Origin of the sequence: Paenibacillus sp. JDR-2 (assembly GCF_000023585.1) — a bacterium.
Taxonomy (GTDB): domain Bacteria; phylum Bacillota; class Bacilli; order Paenibacillales; family Paenibacillaceae; genus Pristimantibacillus.
Genome location: NC_012914.1, coordinates 542,584 through 559,759, shown reverse-complemented (window position 1 = coordinate 559,759; position 17,176 = coordinate 542,584). Strand labels below are relative to the sequence as shown.

The following is a 17,176-nucleotide window of genomic DNA, read 5'->3' as shown; positions in this document are numbered from 1 at the left end:
GGCCTTGGGACCGGTTCTAACCTTTCACGGCGCCGATCGTCAGCCCTTTTACGAAGAAGCGCTGAACGAACGGGTACAAGAATACGATAGGACCGGTCGCGATAACGGCTGCGGCCATCTTGAGCGTCTCGGCCGGAGGCTGGAACGTAGGAGACAGGTTGCCTGCCACGTTTGTCTTCAGGACGGCTGCGCTTGCGAGAATCTTGTACAACAGGAACTGCAGCGGGTAATGGGATTCGCTTGTAATGAACAAATTCGCCATGAACCAGTCATTCCAGTAACCGAGTGCCATAAACAAGCCGATTGTGGCAAGACCGGGACCGGAAAGCGGCAGGATCAGTCTCAGATAGATCGTAAACTCGCCCGCGCCGTCAATCTTGGCCGATTCAACGATCGAATCCGGAATCGACTTCATGAAGTTCTTCATGAGGATGATGTTCCATGCGCTCAGGAGCGACGGCACGATAAGCGCCATATAGGTATCTTTTAAATCAAGGTGCTTGGTGATCAGGATGTACCAAGGAATCAGGCCGCCGCTGAACAGCGTCGTGAAATAGATGAAGAACGACAGCTGATCACGGTATTTGAAATCTTTGCGGGACAGAACGAAGCCCGCCATGGAGGTCAGGAACAAGCCAATGGCCGTACCGGCAACCGTAATAAAGATCGTTACCTTGTAGCCTTCCAGAATTTGCTTCGGATTGCTGAATGCGGCTTTGTAGGCATCCAGGGAGAAGGTCTCCGGAATAAGGCTGAAGCCTTTCGATATAATCTGGATCTCCGGCGTAAACGAGCCGGAGACGATGAGCAGGAACGGCAGCAGGCACAGCACGGTCAGAATGGTGATCAACACGTAACCAATGATGTTAAAGACGATTGTTGCTCTTTCCATTTTAATTTTCATGTCGATTCCCTCCTTAGAACAGTGCGTAGTCCTTCTGCACTTTCCGAATGATATAGTTAACCAAGATAATTAACACGAAGCCAAAGAGCGATTGATAAAGACCGGCTGCCGTACCCATGCCGATATCGAAGTTAACCGCAAGCGAGCGGTATACGTACGTATCGATAATGTCGGTCGAGTTGTAAAGCATGCCGTTGTTGCCGATGATTTGGTAGAACAGGTCGAACTGGCCTTTCAGAATGCCGCCGAGGCTGAGCAGGATCAGCAGGATAAACGTCGGCACAAGCAGCGGAAGGGTAATATGCCTAACCCGCTTGAAGATGTTTGCTCCGTCGATCTTGGCCGCTTCGTGGTACTCATCGCTGACGCTCATAATCGCCGCCAGGTAGATAACCGTACCGTAGCCAAGCCCTTTCCATACATGGAAGAAGACGATGATGTATTTCCACGGCGCCGTATGCAGGTAGAAGTCGTAAGGCTGCAGGCCCAGCGACGTCAGCATCGTGTTCACAACGCCCGCATTCGAGAAAAGGTTAAATACGAAAGCGCCTACAAGGACGAACGAAACGAAGAACGGCAGGAACATAATGGACTGCGTCGATTTCTTGAACCATTTGCCCGGCAGCTCGCTTAGGAAGATCGCGCACGCCAGCTGCAGGACGTTGCTGATAATAATGAAGGCGATGTTGTAGAGCACCGTATTTTTCGTCAGATTCCACAACACCCCCGAGTTGAACAGGAATTCGAAGTTCTTGAATCCGATGAACTCCCCCCCGAACAACCCGCCGTCAAAGCTGAACCGGGTGAACGCGTAGTAGACCCCCACCATCGGAACGTAGGCAAAGACAATAAAGAATAACAAGGCAGGCGCAATCATGAGGAACAAAATTCGATTCCGTACGAGCTCCTGGAAAAAACCTTTCATACCGGCATTCCTCCGTGACTTCAAAATAAGCTGAATAAGTTGAAAATGTAATCGATTTCTTTCCTCTGCAAAAAAAGAGGCTTTACTGCGAAGCTTCGCTGCTCTTCACGGGATTTCTGTCGAACATGGACGATTCCCGGATCAGCAGTTTGGACTCGACCTTGAAGGTCCGTTTGTCCTTAAACTCATTGTTGTTCATCTGGTCAATCAGCTTCTCCGTGAGCAGCGCCCCCATCGTGTATTTGGGCTGATCCACCGTGCTGAGACGAGGCACAATGTACTTCGTAAGCCTGATATTATCAACGCCTACAATCGCCAGCTGATGCGGCACCTGGATCGATAACTGCTTGCAGGCTTTGTACACGCCTAAGGCCATCTCGTCGTTAGCCGTAAAGATCGCCGTAAAGTCATCATTCTTCTCGCGCAGCCGCATGAAGCTGAGATAACCGCCGTCTTCATTGAAATCTCCGTTGTCGATGAGATCCGGTACGAAGGGCATCCCTGCGTCCCGAAGCGCTTTCATATAACCTTCAAGACGTTCGTAGCTGTCGATGGCATCCGCGTATCCGCTCAGGAACGCGATCTTCTCATGCCCCTGCCCGATCAGATGATTAACAACGTCCCTGGCTATCTTCACGTTATCGGTGAAGGCGCAAGGAATTTGTTCATGGTCGATATTTCTCCCGATTACGCCAACGCTGTAGCCATCCTCCACCAGAGCGATGAGTTCCTTGCTCATCATCTCGGGGGTAACGAAGATCATGGCGTCAACGGTTCTGTTCTGCAGCAGGGAAACGTATTCGAGCTCCTTCTGCTTCTTGTTCTGCGCATCGCAGATAATGACGTTGTAGTCGAGAGAGTTTGCCATATTCTCGATGCCTTTAATAATCTCCGCGAAATAAGAAACCTCAATGTCCGCGACAACAACGCCAATCTTCATTGTCTTCTTGGACCGCAGGTTCTTCGCCATGGCATTCGGCGTGTAGTTCATCTCCTGAATGGCCTCGAGCACCCGCTTCTTCGTTTTCTCGCTTACTAGCTCGCTTCGATTCAGTACTCTTGATACCGTTGCTACGGACACTTTAGCGCGATTCGCTACGTCAATGATCTTACTGTCGTTCATTGCATCACTTTCTTTTTGCCTGACTTTTATAAACCGATATTAGCACGTGCTGAAATCGATTTCAATAACATTTTTCAAAGTTTGTCCGGATTTTTTTCAGAATACCGCGGAAACCGCGTAGTTATAGGCTTTCCTTTGTTTTAGTGAATGATGACGTAAATCAAATGTTTGTGAAATCGATAACAATGTTGAGGGGAAATTCGCTCGTTTTCTGAAAATAAGCTTGGATTTGCCCCGTTTTTGCGTTTCGATTACATTTTGCAACGCATTCTAGATGTCTGCTGATGTCGCACGGCAAAGTGCAGCATACATGCCAAGCTATTAATTAGTTGAGGGGCCGCCGCGCGCCTACGTTGTACGAAATGCACCATAATGCTGTAAATAGCCACAGTAACTCGAAATATCCTGCACGGAATGCAGGATATCGGGCAAAACCAGCCCTGATGAGCCCCTATCGGCGCAATATCCTGCACTCTGTGCAGCATAACTCACCCATTCTGCCCGTAATTGGCATATATCCTGCATTTCGTGCAGCATATAAATCGATCCGGCAGCAGCAGTATATGCTGGTGCGTACGAGCCAAGTAATAAGTTAGTTGAAAGTCCTGCCGCGCGCCTACGTTGTACGAAATGCACCATAATGCTGCAATTAGCCACGGCAATTCGAAATATCCTGCACGGAATGCAGGATATCAAGCAAAACCAGCCCCAATGAGCCCCTATTCGGCGCAATATCCTGCACTCTGTGCAGCATAACTCACCCATTCTGCCCGTTACGGGCATATATCCTGCAGTTCATGCAGCATATAACTCGGTCCGGCAGCAGCAGTATATGCTGGTGCGTACGAGCCAAGTAATAAGTTAGTTGAAAGTCCTGCCGCGCGCCTACGTTGTACGAAATGCACCATAATGCTGCAATTAGCCACGGCAATTCGAAATATCCTGCACGGAATGCAGGATATCGGGCAAAACCAGCCCTGATGAGCCCCTATCGGCGCAATATCCTGCACTCTGTGCAGCATAACTCACCCATTCTGCCCGTTACGAGCATATATCCTGCATTTCGTGCAGCCTATATCAACCAGTCCAGCAGCAGCATATGCTGGTGCGTACGAGCCAAGTAATAAGTTAGTTGAAAGTCCTGCCGCGGACCTACGTTGTACGAAATGCACCATAATGCTGTAAATAGCCACAGTAACTCGAAATATCCTGCACGGAATACAGGATATCAAGCAAAACCAGCCCCAATGAGCCCCTATCGGCGCAATATCCTGCACTCTGTGCAGCATAACTCAACCATTCTGCCCGTTACGGGCAGATATCCTGCAGATCGTGCAGCCTATATCAAAAAAGCTGCCAAAAGGCAGCTCCAATGTGAAGAGCTTGGCTGGGCGACCCAGCCAAGCTCTTTCTCTATAATACTATTAGCGCTTAAAGCCGGATGATTCCCTTTTGATCAGCTTGGACTCTATCACATATTTCTTCTGCGCGCTTTGTTCGTTTCCGTTCATCTGGGCGATCAGCTTCTCGGTGAGATGGGCTCCCATCTCGTATTTTGGCTGCTCCACCGTACTGAGGGAAGGCAGCAAATATTCCGTGATCCGGTTATTATCGACGCCAACGATCGCCATATCCTCCGGAATGCGGATTCCCCTCTCCCGGCAGGCCCGGTATACCCCAAGCGCCATTTCGTCATTGGCACAATAGACCGCCGTAAACGATTGATTGCGCTCAAGCAGACGATTGAACGCCTGGTAGCCACCGGTCTCCTCGAAGTCGCCATTGTCAATCAAAGTAGGCAGGAACGGAATCTTCCCTTCCTTAAGAGCCTTCATGTAGCCTTCCATCCGCTCATAGTTCTCTAGGGAATCGGAATAACCGCCGATATAAGCAATCTGCTGGTGACCCTGCTCAACCAGATGACGCACCGCCTCATTCGAGAACTTTACGTTATCCGTCTTGCAGCTGAGTATATTGTCGTGTACGACTGCCCGTCCGACCACGCCAATGACATAACCCTTCTGCACATACTCGTTGATGATGTCGTCGCTGACCCGAGGCGTAACGAGAATCATGCCGTCAACCGTCTTGTCTGGCAAGAGCCCCAGGTACTCCATTTCCTTCTCGATTTGGTTATCCGAGTCGCAAATGAGTACTTTATATTTATGCGCATACGCCTTGTTCTCAATTCCTTTAATAATCTCGGAGAAATAAGAGACGTTAATATCCGGAACGATAATGCCAAGCGTCATCGTCCGCTGGGAACGCAGATGCTTGGCTGCCGCATTCGGATGGTAATCCATCTCCTCGATTGCTTTGAGCACCTTTATTTTCGTTTTCTCCGATACAAGACTGCTCTCGTTAAGCACCCGCGATACCGTAGCGGCGGAGACGCCTGCACGCTTCGCAACATCCACTATTTTTTTGTCCACGATATGATCCCTTAACGTAACGTTTTTTCTAATTATATGAGTAAATTCTAGCAAGTTCAATATAGCCACTGTTTAGGAGAGCCGTTTTGTGCAAAAGAAAAACCTCTGTCATACGGACAGAGGCCAAGCTTACAGTTGAAGCCGCAGTTTGATCACAATCTGATCCTGCTGGAACTCCATATTGCCAATTGAAATCAGGCTTGGAAGCTCAATCGGGACAACGATCCGGTCAAGCCTATCCTTCCCTAGGTCATAGTTCTTCACGGTCAAAGATAAAGGCTCGAAAGTCAGATTCGGCGCCTGCCAGGTCATCTTGTAAGTAGCAAGCATGCCTACCGGCAAAATATCATGATAAGTCATATTCAGATGGGCAATCAGCCTGTCGCCGTTCACCTCAAAGCGCGCACCGTCCAGGGTCATATCCGGGGGCAGCGACGCGGGGCTGCTTTGCAGCTGGCTTTTGATCAGATTGTTCACATCCGCTTCCGACAGCACGATCTCCGGTTTCAGATTCGCAACCATCTCAACTGCTTTATCCTTTATGGAGACTGGATCATAAGATAAATCGAGCTTTTCCTCGGGAGCAACATAGGATTTAAGCCATAATCCCCCGCCTGCGGCAATGGCAGCAAGCAGCACCACGATAATAGCCAACCATTTCAGCCAGCGGAACATTTTGTCTACCTCCTTTTCGCCTACATAACAACAAAGATAATGCTATAATGAATCATTAGTGTTTGTCGAATCGCGACTATTAACGAGGTGACTTTTATTTATGGAATTCCAATCATCCTATTCCTCCAAGATCGGACTTGAAGATATCGTTCATGCCCAAATGCATCTGAAGGATGTCATTACGCGCACGCCGCTGCAATACAACCGCGTTCTCTCCGAGCGTTACGGCTGTAACGTATACCTGAAGCGCGAGGACCTGCAGATCGTCCGTTCGTTCAAAATCCGCGGCGCTTACCATCTCATGCGCTCCCTGCCGCCGGAGCGCCTTGCCGCGGGCGTTGTCTGCGCAAGCGCGGGCAATCACGCCCAAGGGGTAGCCTACTCTTGTCAGGCGCTTGGCGTACAGGGCAAAATCTATATGCCAAGCACGACCCCTCGTCAAAAGGTAAACCAGGTATCCTTCTTCGGCGGCGATTTTGTCGAAGTTATCTTGACCGGCGATACGTTTGACGATGCGTATGCCGAAGCTATCGCCGAGAGTAAGCGCAGCGGCATGGCCTTCATCCATCCGTTTGATGATCCAAAGATCATCGCGGGCAACGGAACCGTTGGCCAGGAGCTCATGGAAGCAGCGGAGACGGTGCCGGACTATGTGCTTGCATCCGTTGGCGGTGGCGGTCTTGTAGCAGGCATCGCTTCTTATGTGAAGACGGTGTCCCCTCAGACCAAGGTTATCGGCGTTGAGCCGGAAGGCGCCCCGTCGCTTCGCGTCTCCTTGGATGCCGGAGAAGTGACGCCGCTTGAGCATATCGACAAATTCGTAGACGGTGCCGCCGTCAAACGGATCGGCGATCTTACCTTCTCAATCTGCCGCGAGCTGCTCGATGACGTACGAACCATTCCGGAGGGCAAGATCTGCACCACCCTTCTTGATCTGTACAACGAGAACGCTATTGTCGCGGAGCCGGCCGGCGCTTTGCCAATCGCCGCGCTTGATGCTCTGCGCGATGAAATTGCGGGCAAAACGGTAGTCTGCGTCATCAGCGGCGGCAACAACGATGTCGACCGGATGCAGGAAATCAAAGAGCGCTCGCTCATCTATGAAGGACTAAAGCATTATTTCATGCTTAGCTTTCCACAGCGAGCAGGAGCGCTCCGAGAGTTTCTCGATGATGTTCTTGGCCCAAATGACGACATTACTCGATTCGAATACACGAAGAAGCATAATAAAGACAACGGACCGGCCCTTGTCGGCATTGAGCTCAAGCAGCGCGAGGACTACGCGGCGCTTATCGGGCGGATGCAGAAGAAAGGCTTCCAGTTTGTCGAACTGAACAAAGACCCTGTCCTCTTTAATCTCTTGATCTAATCATAGGCTTTATACGGCGCGCCGACGGCTTACCGCTTGTTGTACTTTTACCAAGCGTAGGCTTTCGGCGCGTCTCCGCCTGGACCCGGGAAAATCTCGTCGATCCGCTTCAGCGTCGACTCGTCAAGCGTCAGCTCAACCGCGCGCAGCGAACGCTCGAATTGCTCCAGCGTGCGCACCCCAATAATCGGTGCCGTAACGGCAGGGTTCGCAAGCAGCCATGCCAGCGATACCAGATCCTCCGGCGCTCCGAGCTCATCGCATAACGCCCCGTACGCATCCAGCTGCGGCTTCACCTGCGCGAAGCGCTCGTTTCTCTCGCCGCTTCTTCTGCCCGCACCGCCATGGCGGTGACTGCCGGACAGCATGCCTCCATCCAGCGGGCTCCACGGAATAACGCCGAGACCAAGCGCCTTCGAAGCCGGAAGCACTTCCAGCTCGGGCAGACGGCAAAGCAAATTGTATTTATGCTGTTCGGAGACCAGACCAAGAGCACCTCTCGCCTTGGCTTCCCCTTGCGCCACCGCAATATCCCAGCCTGCAAAGTTACTCGACCCCACATAGCCGATTTTGCCCTGATGAACAGCCGTTTCGAAAGCTCCCCACAGCTCGTTCCAGTTCACGTTCCGATCGACGTGATGCATCTGGTACAGCTCGATATGATCCGTTTGCAGACGGCGCAGCGAGCCTTCCAGATGGCGGCGAATTTTATAGGCAGAAAGACCTGCTTCACGGTTTGGACCGTCATAAGGATCATGCATGTCGCCGTATACTTTGGTAGCGAGCACTGTTTTCTCGCGGCGACCGCCGCCTTTTGCGAACCAGCGTCCCATGATTTCTTCCGTGCGGCCGGAATTCTCGCCCCAGCCGTAAATATTTGCGGTATCAAAAAAATTAATGCCTGCGTCAAGCGCCGCATCCATAATGCGGAAAGCTTCCTTCTCGTCCGTATCAACGCCAAAATTCATCGTTCCCAAGCAAAGCCGGCTTACACGAAGGCCAGACTGGCCCAGATAAGTGTACTTCATCTTCCGATTCACTCCCACTTTGTGAGTTTTCCCTGCTGCGCATGCGGCAACCCAAGGAAAATCTCAGATTAAATTTTGGATACATGTACCATTATACAAAATTAACATGAGGGAACCAACATGATCACAATGCGTTGACATTGTTCCGCTATACTTGCGGCAGGAGGTGTGCATCTATTGGTTCGTGCTAATAACGGCTATCAGCCTAAGGTGCTGATTTTGTATGCTTCGTATGGGGAAGGCCATTTGCAGGCCGCCAAAGCGATCCGTGACGCGCTGGAAGAGGCGGGTAATAACCGCACCGTCATGGTTGATCTGATGGCCGAATCTCACCCTTGGCTGAACGAGATGACAAGACGGGTGTATTTGAAAAGCTATACGCATATCCCTCATTTGTACGGCTGGGTCTATGATGTTACGCGGCCCATGAAGCATAACTCCCTGTTCGGCGGCTTCCTTCACTCCTTTGGCCGCGACAAGATTAAGAAGCTGCTGCAAAAAGAACAACCCGATGCGGTGATACATACCTTCCCTTTCTTCGCGCTGCCCGCTCTTCACCGCCGCCGGCTCAGCAAGACGATCCACCCTGGAGCTTCTATCCCTACCTACACGGTTATTACCGATTTTGATTTGCACCGCCGCTGGGTGCATCCCGGTATCGGCCGATATTTTGTCGCTACCGACGATCTGAAGCAGGAGTTAGGCTCGCTTGGCATACATCCTGGCCGCGTATCCGTTACCGGCATACCGCTTGGACGCGGCTTTCAGAGCAGCCTCACTCCTTCCTTCGAGCTATTCGAAAAATACGGACTTCACCCCGAGCAGCCCGTCATCCTTCTTATGCCTGGCGCACAAGGCGTCATGCCGGATTGCGATGAGCTCTGCCGCCTTCTCCTTGAACAACATCCACACGCGCAAATTGCGCTTGTCTGCGGGCGTAATAACCTGCTGAGATCTTCAATAGCCGACCAATTTAGATATCACCCTTCGGCGGACCGACTTCATTTGTTTGGCTTTGTGGATCAGGTTCATGAGCTGATGTCTCTTGCAACCTGTCTCGTCTCCAAACCGGGCGGCGTTACGCTTGCCGAAGCGATATGGGCCGGGCTGCCGCTCTTCCTCTACAGGCCTGTTCCCGGCCAAGAAAAAAAGAATGCCCGTTACCTGCAATCCAAAGGAGCCGCCACCATCAGCTACGACCCCGAAGAACTGGCGGCTGCTATCATGAAGCTTATCCGCAACCCCGAACAGCTGCAGCGCTGCAGATTGGCGGTACAGCGCCTCCGGACGGAGGATGCGGCTGCAGACAGCATTGCCCATCATATTTTGCAAGAATGCGGTTGGAATGCAAAATTTGGTCAACGCTATAGTTAAGGGTGAAATCGTAAAGGAGCCTGACCGCTGGTGAAAAATGTGGGGATGAGATTCGGAGCGGAGATGCGACTCATCTCCGTTATCTTGTTTTTGGTGGAATTCGTACGGGGCGCGGTGCTGATCAGCCTGCTCCCCATTTATGGAACGAAGGTCCTGGGTTTATCTCTGGATGTTATCGGCATCGCGATTACGGCGCATTATTTGACGGACACGCTGCTAAAGATGGTCATCGGCTATCTGCTCGACCGGTTCTCGATCCGGTTTGTTGTGCGGACAGGCTTGCTAATCTCGCTCGCAGGCGTGTTTCTGATTCAGTTCGCCAATGTAGCTTGGCTGTTTATACTTGCTGCCGCTTTGTACGGCATCGGCATGTCGCCCATCTGGATCGTCTGCCTGACAAAGGTCTCCGACGATAACCGGGCCAGCCAAATGGGCTTTCTGTACACCGTCTGGCTTACCGGGCTAGGCGCCGGCCCTATCGTATGCAATATTTTGCTCGACTATTATGTTAACGGCACGTACTTCCTGCTGCTCATTCTTTCGATCTTTGCGGCGTTTTTAGCCTTTTTTATGAACAGCGCAAAAGCCGGCGGGCAGCAGATCCAGGCCATTCCGTTAAAACGGCAACTTGTTGCCTTAATGGAACGTATAAAAGCTATGCGAATGCTTCTGCCGGGCATGATCCTGCAGACGGCGGGCGCCAGCATGCTTGTTCCCGTCCTACCAAGCTTCGCGGAAAGCGAGCTTGGCTTTGCGGGCGCGCAATATTCCCTTCTGCTATCAGCCGGAGGCGTGTGCGCTGCAGCCGGTCTTATTCCGATGGGACGGTTATCGGACAAGCTTGGAGGCAAGAAGTGGTTTCTTATTTTTGGCTTTGCCATTTTTGCTGCCGGGCTCTATATGTTGGCATGGCGGCTTCCGTTTTGGTATTGTTTAGTTATTGTCGTAATTCTTGGTTTGTCTTATGCAGCTATTCTACCGGCTTGGAATGCTTTGTTAGCGGCTTATGTGCCTCCCAAACAGGAAGGCTTGGGCTGGGGACTGCTATCGACCGTTGAAGGTCTTGGCGGCATGGTTGGTCCTCTGGCCGGAGGAATTCTCGCCGCAAGCTTTGGCTCTCGCACGGTTATTTGGGTAAGCGCCGCGCTGTTTGGACTCATTGCCCTGCTGTACGTGCTGATCCCGGCAACCAAGATGAACGGCAAATGAGGAAGAACGAAATATTTTCCCGGTTGGGGTTAAGTGGGGTAGGTAACAACAATGCATGTGATGGAGAGCATGAATAATTTGTACGTCCAAATGAAAAGTCTGGACCTTGAGCATTTGCAGCGAACGCTGGAAAGTTATTCGCAGTTTGGCATTTTGCCCGGCATTCTGCTGCCGCTTCTCGAATCGTTCCTGCCTTTCCTTCCCTTGATTGTCATTGTAGCGGCTAACGCGAATATTTTCGGGCTGTGGCTGGGCTTTCTGCTCTCCTGGATCGGAGTGTCCATCGGAGCAATCTGCGTATTTCTGATCAGCCGCAAGCTGGGGAAGAATGTAAAGTCCAGAATCGAACGCAGGTTTCCCAAAACCGAGCGGTTCTTCCGATGGGTCGATCAAAAAGGCTTTACGCCGCTTTTTCTGCTGGCCTGTTTCCCGTTCTCCCCGTCGTCAATCATTAATATCGTTTCGGGCTTCAGCAAAATCTCATTGCGAACTTTTGTCCTTGCGACCGTGCTTGGCAAAGGGGTCATGATTTTAAGCATCTCGCTGATCAGCTTTAATATCGGCAGCTTCCGCGAAGAGCCTTGGCGCATCTTCGTTACCTGTGCCGTTATTATCGTTATGTGGTTCGGCGGTAAAAAAATCGAATCCCGCTATCATGTGAATTAAGCAGTAATTTGTTCCTCTTGGCCCGGGCTGCTCATACATAACCTCCTTTCGTGGCACACTTCTAAAGGATTAACTGCCGAAAGGAGGATGGCAGCATGTCAGGTGAATGGCCGTCCCATAAACAAGTCGAAGCCAGCAAAGCGCAATCATTAGCCGACCGTACCGGCAAAGGAAAAGAGCAGGCTAGTCAGAAGCAATCTGAAGCCGATGCAGCAGCGGTACCGAAGCACGGATTATAAGCGAAGGAAGGACGAGTGGGCCATGAGCGAGCAAGAGCAGCAGCATAATCAAATGGAGCCGATGACAGGCGAGCATGTCGAGGTGTCGGGTGTTTATAAAAATGATATCGGCCGCGTAGAAAAGCTCGAACGCGGTGAAGTATTCCCCGCCGATCCGCAGAACGGCAATACCGAATGGGAGCTTGTCGAGCTTGATTTCGACAATCACCACGAGGGCCGTACCGATCCGCGTCTGATTGCAAAAGACGACGATGATGATCCGGAAGCTCATATGCAGCATCCGCGTCGCCATAAGGGGAGCAATAAGACGGATTCTTAGGTTTTCGTTTGCTGGCGGCTTGGGCGGCTTGGGATCGGGGGTGACGGGAATGTATCTCCTTCGGCTGCTGTTGCGTACACTTTGCGTGAACAACATTGTCATGTTGCAAACTGTACACAAAGGCAGACGCTGCGCTCCTCAGGAGACACATTCCCTCTACCCCTTTCCCCTGCGCTGCAGCTGAGCAAAACGCCGAAGAAGACCCCCTCATTGGATGAGGGGGTCTTCTTCGGTCGGCTGCTCACTCAGCCGACCGGCCACGGCCAAGGGCCAGTGCCGGCGATTATGCTTAACGATGTCGCGCATCGTTAGGGTGGCAGCATCCGTTCACCGGCTGTAGCACGGTTTTTCCGTCTTATTGGGCTGCTTTAACCCCGCGCTCAAGCGTCCGCACCCCTGTAACACGGTTTTTTCCTCTTATTTCGCGCCTTGCACCAGTCAGATCATCCGTTCACCGGCTGCAGCACGGTTTTTCCCTCTTATTTGGGCTGCTTTAACCCCGCGCTCGAGCGTCCGCACCACTGTAACACGGGTTTTTCCCTCTTATGTCGCGCCTTGCACCAGTCAGATCATCCGTTCACCGGCTGTAGCACGGTCTTCCCGTCTTATTGGGCTGCTTTAACCCCGCGCTCGAGCGTCCGCAACTCTGTAGCACTGTTTTTTTCTCTTATTTCGCGCCTTGCACCAGTCAGATCATCCGTTCACCGGCTGCAGCACGGTTTTTCCCTCTTATTTGGGCTGCTTTAACCCTGCACTCGAGCGTCCGCACCCCTGTAGCACGGTTTTTCTCTCTTATTTCGCGCTTGCACCAGTCAGATCATCCGTTCACCGGCTGTAGCACGGTTTTTCCGTCTTATTGGGCTACTTTAACCGCGCGCTCGAGCGTCCGCACCTCTGTAACACGGTTTTTCCCTCTTATTTCCGTCCACGCACCAGTTAAAGAATACAGCAACCTACTCCCGAACCGCCGCGGCATCGGCCTTTTCGGCGCTGCGGCGCTCTTCGGCTTCGCCGTGGGGGCGCTGGATATGGTCGACCAGCTTCTCCAGTCGCCGCAGGTGATAGGCGTATTCGAACAGTGCGGAGGCGACGAAGATCAGCCGCTTATGTTCGTCCGGGTCCTCGCGGACATAGTCGGTAAGCTCGGCAACAAGGCGTGCCTCCCGCTCCTCGCCAGGCTCCAAGGACATGTTCGGCTTCATCTTGTTCTCGATCTTCAGCACGATCGATTCATGGTACTTCGTCAAATCCTCGATTTGACGGTCGAAGCGAGCGGCCCAATCGCCAGCCTTCGGCACGGAAAAGTAATGCTCCTCTACGACCTCCAGCAAGTCCGATCCCTTCTGCAGCGCCTTGATCATCTGCTTGGACACCAGCAGCTGGCGGGCATGGCTGATTTTCGTGCGGGCCAAAATCTTCCGTTCTTCCTCGAACAGGTTGTAGCTGTCCTCAAGCTTGCGCAGTCTCTTGTGCAGCTTCTCTTTCTCCTTGCGGTATACCTGCTCCTTCATCTCGTTCGAGATCGCGGTCCGAAGAAGCAGCGACATCTCGGAGAAGGCATGATGCACCTGCTCGGTGAACTGCTTTCTCGGCCGCGGCGGGAATACAAGCACATTGACGGTAAATGCCGCTCCCATTCCCGCCAATACCATTAGGAACCTCTCAAGCGCCACCGTGGTTACCTGGCCGTGCGCTTCCATAATCGCAACTACCGTCACCAGCGTAACGCCGATGGTTGTCTCCATTTTCAGCCGGATACTTACCAGAATAACTAAGATACATACAAGTCCTACCGCAATCGGCGTTTGCCCAAACAGCTTCATAGCAGCCAGTGCCATCGCGGCTCCCAGCAGATTCGTCTGGAACTGATCCAGCACCTGCTGCCAAGAGCGGTAAATGGACGGCTGTATGGTCAGAATGGCTGCGACCGTTGTAATAAGCGGTGATGCAAACCCAAACATTCCGCTCAGGTAGATGGCAAGTGCGACTGCCATGCCCGTCTTGAGCACCCGCGCTCCAATCGTCATACTAACTTCTCCTTCATGAGCGAGACTCGCCCTTCCTTGTCTTCCCTTTATTATGCCACAAACGCTAAAATAGCCAAGGTTTTCCCCTTATTAACCAAAGGATTGGAGGCTGAATCAAAATAAAATTGCGGCTCCCGCCGTTCTTTGGCCGCGAATCGCCTACCCTTCCCGGATTCACGCAAAAAAAAGCCCGAGACGCCCTTACGGAAGCATCTCGGACCGTCCCGACCATTCATCTTCCCCAGCCAAACAGCTAGATCGTTCTGGCGATCAGCTCAGACAGCTGACGGGCAATAACCGCCGGTCCTGCCTGCAGCTGCTCTTCGGTAAATCTGCAGCGTACAAACGTCTCATCCAGGTCAAGCGCCTCCGCAAACAAACCGCCTAGCCCCCGCGCTCTTCGGTCAACCTGAAGCAGCAGCTCCAGCTCGCGATCGGAAGAATAGAACATAACCTCCAGCTCATCGAGCTGACCTCGGAACTGGCCGGTTGGCACAAATTCAAACTCCTGCACAAACGGCATTTCGCCGCCATGCCGCGGGGAATATTCGCATTCCGCCTGACGCAGCCGGAAACCAAGAAGATCCAGAGCATGAAACACCGTGTTAATGGCGCTGGTAGGCAGAACATCGATCCGGTCGTTATCCCCCGGATCAACGCCGCCGCGCACCTCCAGCTCGGTTTTTACCCATACGGGTGCTCTGCCAATCGTAAGCGGCGTTTGATACGGCAAGCGGAAGCTGAAAGGCACTTCCTTGGTCTCGCCAGCCTCCAGGGTAAAAGGCGTACTCACATCATAGCGCCCGATTTCCCCGTGCTGTCTGAATCTATTGTCGTTGCTTTCGCGGATGTATTCGGTCATGACTGACATTTGAATGGTATCTATGTTTTGCGGAGCGTTTCCCCCTCGAATATTGACTACACCCCGGACCTCTTCGCCAGGCACGTATTGTGACTTTTCAAGAAGCGTATCGATTTTGGCGGAACCAATTCCAATACTGGCCAATAAACGATTAAACATGTCATCCATCCCTTCGCTCTTATCGTTGGATTAATTATTGCTTAAGCCTACTACGGCGCACCGGGGAGGGAAGTTGCATTTTTCTAGATACCAATTTGGTCCTCTTGGACTGCTACACTTTCTATCAGAAGCAAGATCGACTAATATAGTAGAGTAGATTGCATAGAGTTTGGTTATAGTAGGAAGTAGAATGCTTTCTGCGAAAGAATCAGCTCCATTGTCACTGTAGGAGGAGTTTTATTATGAGAAAAATCATTCAGGAGTTCAAGGAATTCGCCATTAAAGGGAATGTAATCGATCTTGCAGTCGGTGTTATTATCGGCGGTGCCTTCGGCAAAATCGTTACCTCTCTCGTCAACGATATCATCATGCCTCCCATCGGGCGTATGCTCGGCGGCGCGGATTTCAAGGACTTATTCATTAACTTGGGTTCGGACAAGCCTTTGCCGGCAGGCGTTACGACGCACGACATCCACACCCTTACCGATGCGACCAAATACGGCGTAGCCGTTATCGCGTACGGCCAGTTTATTAACGTATTGCTGGACTTCTTCATCGTTGCCGTATGTATTTTCCTGCTGGTTAAAGGGATTAATATTTTACGTCGCATGAAACCCGAAGAAGTCGCTGCGCCTGCGGAGCCGACGGAAAAAGAATGCCCGTACTGCTTGTCCCAAATTCCGATTAAAGCTACTCGCTGCAAGCATTGTACTTCCGTACTGGAAGAAGGAACGGCAACAAGCAGCTAGTATTCGGATAAAAGATGGAGGTCCCAATGGCAGAAGAACGGTTCGATATTTATGACGAACAGCTTAACCCGCTTGGCACCGCAAGCCGTAGCGAGACCCATGCGCTAGGCTATTGGCACAGGTCCTTTCACTGCTGGCTGACGCGCCGCGAGGAGAACCGCCGCTTCGTGCGGTTCCAGCTGCGCCAAGCCGGGAAGGATACCTATCCCGGCTATTACGATATTACGGCCGCCGGTCACCTCTCGGCCGGCGAGACCATGCAGGATGCGGTCCGCGAGATCGAAGAGGAGCTTGGCGTTGCTGCCCGCTTCGAAGAGCTGATTCCTCTTGGCGAAGCACGCAAGGAAATGTCCGGCGAAGTAAAAGGCGTGCCTTTTATCGACCGCGAAGTCAGCGACGTTTTCGCGCTTGTATGCTCATTGCCGTTAGGCGATTTAAAGCTGCAAGCTGAAGAAGTGGCGGCTGTATTCGAGGCCGACGTCGAGCTGATGATCCGGCTTTTCGAGGAGGAATTGCCGGAGCTGATTTGCGAGGGCGTTGCGTCAACGGCTGATGGTGGCCTATCCAAGGCGACGCGAGCCGTCCGAGCTGCTGAATTCGTACCTCGGGAACCGAGCTACTACGCGTCGATAATGAGGGCTTTGCGCGATTGTACGTAACCGATACGCCGCTTGGGAATACTGGCTTGCCGGCGCTGCTGTCAAAGCTGTCGGAGCGGACTCCCCAGGCAGCTTCCCAGTTCCGGTACCATTGATCAACCATGCCATGGATGTTGTAGAACTCGGTCTGCCTTGTGCACAGGTCAAAGTTATCGATCTCCGGGTTGTTATACAATCGCGCAGCGGTGGCATGGATACAGCCGTGAACACCGCTGTACTCTATAAACCGGCCAAACTCGTCAAGCGAAGAAAATGATCGCGGATTGTAAAGAATCCGGTATAATGCCTGCTGGTTCATGCATGGCGCCCGTAATATTCCAGCCGGCATTTCCGGCCAGCCGGCAACGACCCTTTTGTCGTAGCCCACACGGTCGAACCAGTTATACACCTTATTGATATAATTTCTGTGGAACCGTAAGAACTGCTCGCCAAACCCGACCGGAGGTATAGTGCCCGG

16 protein-coding genes are annotated in these 17,176 nt (G+C 52.1%); 8 read left to right on the top strand and 8 right to left on the bottom strand.

All coding sequences use genetic code 11. From position 1 onward, the window contains the following. Positions 1 to 16: 16 nt before the first annotated feature. The 5 genes from PJDR2_RS02520 to PJDR2_RS02500 all read right to left on the bottom strand — a co-directional run bounded on the left by PJDR2_RS02520 (position 17) and on the right by PJDR2_RS02500 (position 6,059). The gene (locus tag PJDR2_RS02520; protein ID WP_012772475.1) at positions 17 to 904 is read right to left on the bottom strand and encodes a carbohydrate ABC transporter permease; all 888 of its coding nucleotides are present in this window, start codon (positions 902 to 904) and stop codon (positions 17 to 19) included. Between the two features lie 13 nt (positions 905 to 917). Then, positions 918 to 1,829: an ABC transporter permease gene (locus PJDR2_RS02515; protein ID WP_012772474.1), complete on the bottom strand. Its 912-nt coding sequence runs from the start codon at positions 1,827 to 1,829 to the stop codon at positions 918 to 920. Between the two features lie 82 nt (positions 1,830 to 1,911). Further along, the gene (locus PJDR2_RS02510; RefSeq protein WP_012772473.1) at positions 1,912 to 2,952 is read right to left on the bottom strand and encodes a LacI family DNA-binding transcriptional regulator; all 1,041 of its coding nucleotides are present in this window, start codon (positions 2,950 to 2,952) and stop codon (positions 1,912 to 1,914) included. Between the two features lie 1,424 nt (positions 2,953 to 4,376). Beyond that, the gene (locus PJDR2_RS02505; protein ID WP_012772472.1) at positions 4,377 to 5,384 is read right to left on the bottom strand and encodes a LacI family DNA-binding transcriptional regulator; all 1,008 of its coding nucleotides are present in this window, start codon (positions 5,382 to 5,384) and stop codon (positions 4,377 to 4,379) included. A 129-nt stretch (positions 5,385 to 5,513) separates the two neighbouring features. Beyond that, positions 5,514 to 6,059, bottom strand: a complete 546-nt coding sequence (locus tag PJDR2_RS02500; RefSeq protein ID WP_012772471.1) for a hypothetical protein — start codon at positions 6,057 to 6,059, stop codon at positions 5,514 to 5,516. Between the two features lie 100 nt (positions 6,060 to 6,159). Between PJDR2_RS02500 and ilvA the strand changes: the two genes are divergently transcribed. Beyond that, positions 6,160 to 7,428 carry a threonine ammonia-lyase IlvA gene (gene ilvA, locus PJDR2_RS02495; RefSeq protein ID WP_012772470.1) on the top strand — a complete coding sequence of 423 codons (1,269 nt, stop codon included), beginning with the start codon at positions 6,160 to 6,162 and terminating at the stop codon, positions 7,426 to 7,428. A gap of 47 nt (positions 7,429 to 7,475) precedes the next feature. Here ilvA and PJDR2_RS02490 read toward each other — a convergent pair whose 3' ends face one another. Beyond that, positions 7,476 to 8,456, bottom strand: a complete 981-nt coding sequence (locus PJDR2_RS02490; protein WP_012772469.1) for an aldo/keto reductase — start codon at positions 8,454 to 8,456, stop codon at positions 7,476 to 7,478. A gap of 177 nt (positions 8,457 to 8,633) precedes the next feature. Between PJDR2_RS02490 and PJDR2_RS02485 the strand changes: the two genes are divergently transcribed. From PJDR2_RS02485 to PJDR2_RS02470, 5 genes are all read left to right on the top strand, one after another. Then, positions 8,634 to 9,830: a diglucosyl diacylglycerol synthase gene (locus tag PJDR2_RS02485; RefSeq protein WP_012772468.1), complete on the top strand. Its 1,197-nt coding sequence runs from the start codon at positions 8,634 to 8,636 to the stop codon at positions 9,828 to 9,830. A gap of 30 nt (positions 9,831 to 9,860) precedes the next feature. After that, the gene (locus tag PJDR2_RS02480; protein ID WP_012772467.1) at positions 9,861 to 11,039 is read left to right on the top strand and encodes an MFS transporter; all 1,179 of its coding nucleotides are present in this window, start codon (positions 9,861 to 9,863) and stop codon (positions 11,037 to 11,039) included. 69 nt (positions 11,040 to 11,108) lie between these two features. After that, on the top strand, positions 11,109 to 11,705 hold the full coding sequence (locus PJDR2_RS02475) for a TVP38/TMEM64 family protein (protein WP_265525098.1): 597 nt from the start codon (positions 11,109 to 11,111) through the stop codon (positions 11,703 to 11,705). A gap of 95 nt (positions 11,706 to 11,800) precedes the next feature. Continuing rightward, positions 11,801 to 11,944: a hypothetical protein gene (locus PJDR2_RS33040; protein WP_012772465.1), complete on the top strand. Its 144-nt coding sequence runs from the start codon at positions 11,801 to 11,803 to the stop codon at positions 11,942 to 11,944. Positions 11,945 to 11,966: 22 nt separating this feature from the next. After that, positions 11,967 to 12,263, top strand: coding sequence for a hypothetical protein (locus PJDR2_RS02470; protein WP_012772464.1), 297 nt, complete (start codon positions 11,967 to 11,969; stop codon positions 12,261 to 12,263). A 953-nt stretch (positions 12,264 to 13,216) separates the two neighbouring features. Here PJDR2_RS02470 and PJDR2_RS02465 read toward each other — a convergent pair. Next, on the bottom strand, positions 13,217 to 14,290 hold the full coding sequence (locus PJDR2_RS02465; RefSeq protein ID WP_012772463.1) for an FUSC family protein: 1,074 nt from the start codon (positions 14,288 to 14,290) through the stop codon (positions 13,217 to 13,219). A 253-nt stretch (positions 14,291 to 14,543) separates the two neighbouring features. Beyond that, the gene (locus PJDR2_RS02460) at positions 14,544 to 15,311 is read right to left on the bottom strand and encodes a sporulation protein (protein ID WP_041613840.1); all 768 of its coding nucleotides are present in this window, start codon (positions 15,309 to 15,311) and stop codon (positions 14,544 to 14,546) included. Between the two features lie 242 nt (positions 15,312 to 15,553). Between PJDR2_RS02460 and mscL the strand changes: the two genes are divergently transcribed. Both mscL and PJDR2_RS02450 read left to right on the top strand, forming a co-directional pair. After that, positions 15,554 to 16,060: a large conductance mechanosensitive channel protein MscL gene (gene mscL, locus PJDR2_RS02455; protein WP_012772461.1), complete on the top strand. Its 507-nt coding sequence runs from the start codon at positions 15,554 to 15,556 to the stop codon at positions 16,058 to 16,060. 26 nt (positions 16,061 to 16,086) lie between these two features. Beyond that, entirely contained in the window at positions 16,087 to 16,719 is a 633-nt protein-coding gene (locus tag PJDR2_RS02450) for an NUDIX hydrolase (protein WP_012772460.1), read from the top strand. Positions 16,720 to 17,176: the final 457 nt, after the last annotated feature.